The sequence below is a fragment of the Cyanobium sp. NIVA-CYA 375 genome, from assembly GCF_056108345.1.
In genome coordinates this window covers 1-3,751 of sequence record NZ_JBSYHW010000127.1, presented here as the reverse complement: position 1 = coordinate 3,751, position 3,751 = coordinate 1, and the positions used below count along the sequence as shown (strand labels likewise).

Here is a 3,751-nt window from a genome sequence, read left to right as displayed (position 1 = left end):
TATCGACGCATTAGTCATGTCCTCAAGCCCCCGGATGTACTGATCAGAGGGGTGACAACTTTCCTGAAACTGGGGGGATCGAGAGGGCTAGAAAAGATTCGGTGATTTTATTTTCTATGGATAGCACGCTTGCAATATTAATGTCAGCCACCTGGCGGAATGCCTTCCAAACGATTTGTCTATATAGAAGCTCAGTATGAGTGCGTTGAAAATCGGATGCAAAGAATGCTGCATCTTGCCTGCTATCTGAGAACGTGAGAATCTTACGCCTACTACCACTAGCTTGATTGGCGGCTAAGCTCTCTGGAAGGAGTTCAAAGAGACTATCGAGTAGAACCTCTAGTGGAGCGTCAGTAAAGGAGATAAAGCGACTTAAGGGTGACGCATTACGGCGCTTGGCTCCACAAGCAGGACAGCAACGTACTTGTGAGCCATCACTCTCATTATCCTTTACTCGTACTAACTGGTTTATTGGCCAAACATTAGATTGCTCTAAGATGCTGGTTCCAAGGCTGTAATGCCAACTATTAGCCTTCTTCGAGATACTCGCTGACTTAAGTGAGTAGCCACCATTAAGAGATAATGATTGAGGGCTAGTATCATCCGAAGGCTCATCCTCGTCACCACTTTCTTCATCGTTTGAGATTATTTCAATTTTTACTGTACTTAGAACTTTGACTGATTGATTTGTCTCGGGATCTTCATCAAATCGTGGGACAGACTGGACTTCCTGACCAGGTGTGAAGATGAGACCGTAATCAGTTCCACATTTTCTGCAGGATGCGAGTTCAATTACAGGCGCTGAACATGATTCACACTTAGGCTTGCTTGATAAATACATACGTCCATAGTGGAATGGTGTCGTACAGCCGGTTGCTTGGGGCCTATCACTGCATTCAGGGTTGATACAGGCAAAAAGGCCCTCCATTGTGCGAAACAGGAGGTGAAGCCTTACAGGTACTAGTGGCAGTTCATCGTCCGAAAGACGAGCCATGGTCCCTAGTTGAATCAGATTGGATAATGCTGCTTCAAGCCTATCCTGCTCCTCTTTTGGAATTTCTCCCTCCAAATTTGTTGGAATTTTCCAAATGCTGCGTGATGTAGCCAGCTTTCGCCATGGCAGAGGGCCACTTTGCAAAGCACTAATGAGATTGTGTATTAATTGATTGCCTTTCAAGGCATGCCAGAGAAACTGATTGCAATTTCCACCCGATTGGCGTCGAGCTGTATCAAGAATCGATTTTGGGATCAACGCGGATATTACACTGTACCATTCATCAACTGTGGCTGAACTGCTAGGCAGATCCAACGCTTCAATATACTCGTAGTATTGGCTTGGAGATATGCCAGCAAGCATGGTATATTTATTGCCAAGCCTTTCATCAGCTGTGATTCTTTCGCCTCCAATCACAGTGGAGAATTCTTCACCAAAAAGCTGATTTGCGAACCTAAGAATGCTCTCACGTGATGATGACGAGGAAAGATCACCGAGTGATGCACTGGTGGCAATGCCTTGAATTTTCCCCTTCTCTGTAATTCCAATCGCAGACTTAAAGCGTCTAAGCAACATCGCTACCTCTGCTCCGGTTGACCCGTTATAGGTATGGGCTTCATCAAGAATCAAAAGACGAAACGAAGTTGATCTCTCGAAGATTGCAGTCCGCTCCGTAGGACGGACCAGCATATGCTCCAACATCGAATAGTTTGTTACTAGTATTTGTGGTGGGCTTTCCCAAATTTCTTGTCGTGATAGAGCCTGAATGTCGAGGATTCGACTAAGAGCAGCATCAACTAACTCATGTTGAGGCCGTGATCGCAACTTGACTCGATCTGTATCGTCAAATAGAGCCAGTAGCTCGGGGCGATCGGTTGCCAATAATTCATCTCGCAGATTTTTTTTTGCGTCCTCGGGTTTTGTCTGCGTTCTACTAGTATAAAATCCAAGCCGTAACTTATTACCACTTCTATCCTGCCTGGAAAGAAGGATACGTAGGCGCTTTACTTGATCATTTACTAATGCATTCATTGGGTAGAGAATCAAGGCTTGAACGCCAGCGCCTGGACATTGATTCTTCAGCAGAGAATCGAGCATTGGAATGGCAAAACACTCTGTTTTACCCGAACCAGTTCCAGTTGCTACAACAATATTCTTTCCACCAACTGCAGCCTGAATAGCAGCCTCTTGGTGGCTGTACAGAGGTCGATCAGGATCGAACATGCGAAGGATGTCCGGATGCAATATCTTTGAGCCGACAAGCTGCCTTAACGAGGCAGCTGGCTTATAGGGCTGCATCCCCTCTACATAAGGATCTTGGGCTATCGCGCCTGGTTCTTCCAATAGCTTCTGAAAGCCATGACGAAGGTGAGGGTCGCTCAACGGGTATGCCGTGAGTAAATACCGAATGAGACTTTCACGAGGCTCCCTTGTGGCATCAATGGCACTTAATCCTTTAACAGTCATTGCTTTGGAGGGGGATGAAGGCTGACTTTGGTGCCCTAGAGATTGCATTAGACAAGAATCTTCAGCCTGTTCAGTGCAGCTGCAATAACTGACCTAGCCCGCGGCCTCACTTGATAGAGACTGGCCAAATCTGAGTCGATTGTCGTATAATACATATTTGCTTGGGTGCACATCTCTATAAGACGCTTATAACATGATGGAATTAAGGCTTGACTCAGGTCTAACTGGGTACTACTGGAAGACCATCCGATCGGCAATGGTGCAGAGGACTGGTCGTCTAGATAAAACATAGCAAGGTATGCTGAATCACTGCTGATCTCTGAATATTGTCGATTGGCATGCCAGATCCATGTTCCATCAGGCAAAAGGATTAGTGGTGTGCTTATGCGCTGTCCGCGCACCAGCGAAACAAACCGACTGGATTGGTCGGCTCCTTGCCGGGGTTGATAGTTGCTGAAATGGCTTACGCTTTCTAGAGGGTTATAGGTTAGCTGCTTATCTCTCAACTCATGTGGGCTTGGCATAGCAGGATCTGGGAGCTGATTGAGTAGGTCATTCCATGTGAGCCAGGGAATCCCGATGCCCTCCAGTTGCATACGAGCCTCATTCAGTGTCAGATCTGTATGTAGCAATGTCTCTGAACTGTCTTGTCCAGTGGCGAGCACCTCATGAACTAATGGCAGATAGGCTCGATCACCAATGAAGCGAATTTCTTCATACGGCTCGCAATCCGACATGATTAGTGGTCGTGCCACACAAAAGCGACTTCCTTGACTGAAAACCTCTCCCCGAGTGAGCAAACTCTTCAGCGGCTTCCATAGATCGTTTGATGTTGGTGACTTAGAACCTGGCTTTTGATTTTGCTGTAACAGATAAATAATTGTGCTTAATGGGAGAGGCCTTGGCAAAGATGGTTGACCTTCCTTACGATGGCGCGACAGAGTGTCGAGAAGTTCTTGTTCAGATACCATGGCGACTATACCTCCCTAATGTGATTCTGAATGGAACTTCTCTCTGAACATTATCAACAAATGTCTTGACCTCTTCTCTAAGCTCATTCCCAGAAATGATGATCCAGGCATTGGTGTCAGCATGTCCAATCTCGATATCACTCGACGAGATCTGAGCCTCATCACGCAGCTTTGTCATCTTGTCAACAAATAACCTTATATCTTTGCCATTCTTTGCGCTTGATTCGTTGTGGCTAATTGGACCCCCCCAGTTTCAGGAAAGTTGTCACCCCTCTGATCAGTACATCCGGGGGCTTGAGGACATGACTAATGCGTCGAT

General features: G+C 46.3%; 2 protein-coding genes. Both read right to left on the bottom strand.

What is annotated here, in order from left to right; all coding sequences use genetic code 11:
- Positions 1-43 precede the first annotated feature (43 nt).
- Entirely contained in the window at positions 44-2,377 is a 2,334-nt protein-coding gene (locus tag AC01FP_RS16395) for a DEAD/DEAH box helicase (protein ID WP_474481736.1), read from the bottom strand.
- 131 nt (positions 2,378-2,508) lie between these two features.
- Positions 2,509-3,432: a hypothetical protein gene (locus tag AC01FP_RS16390; RefSeq protein ID WP_474481735.1), complete on the bottom strand. Its 924-nt coding sequence runs from the start codon at positions 3,430-3,432 to the stop codon at positions 2,509-2,511.
- Positions 3,433-3,751 lie beyond the last annotated feature (319 nt).

Coding starts and splice junctions, on each gene's coding strand:
- AC01FP_RS16390 (WP_474481735.1), bottom strand. CDS start 3,432: ATGGTATCTGAACAAGAACTTCTCGACACTCTGTCGCGCCATCGTAAG.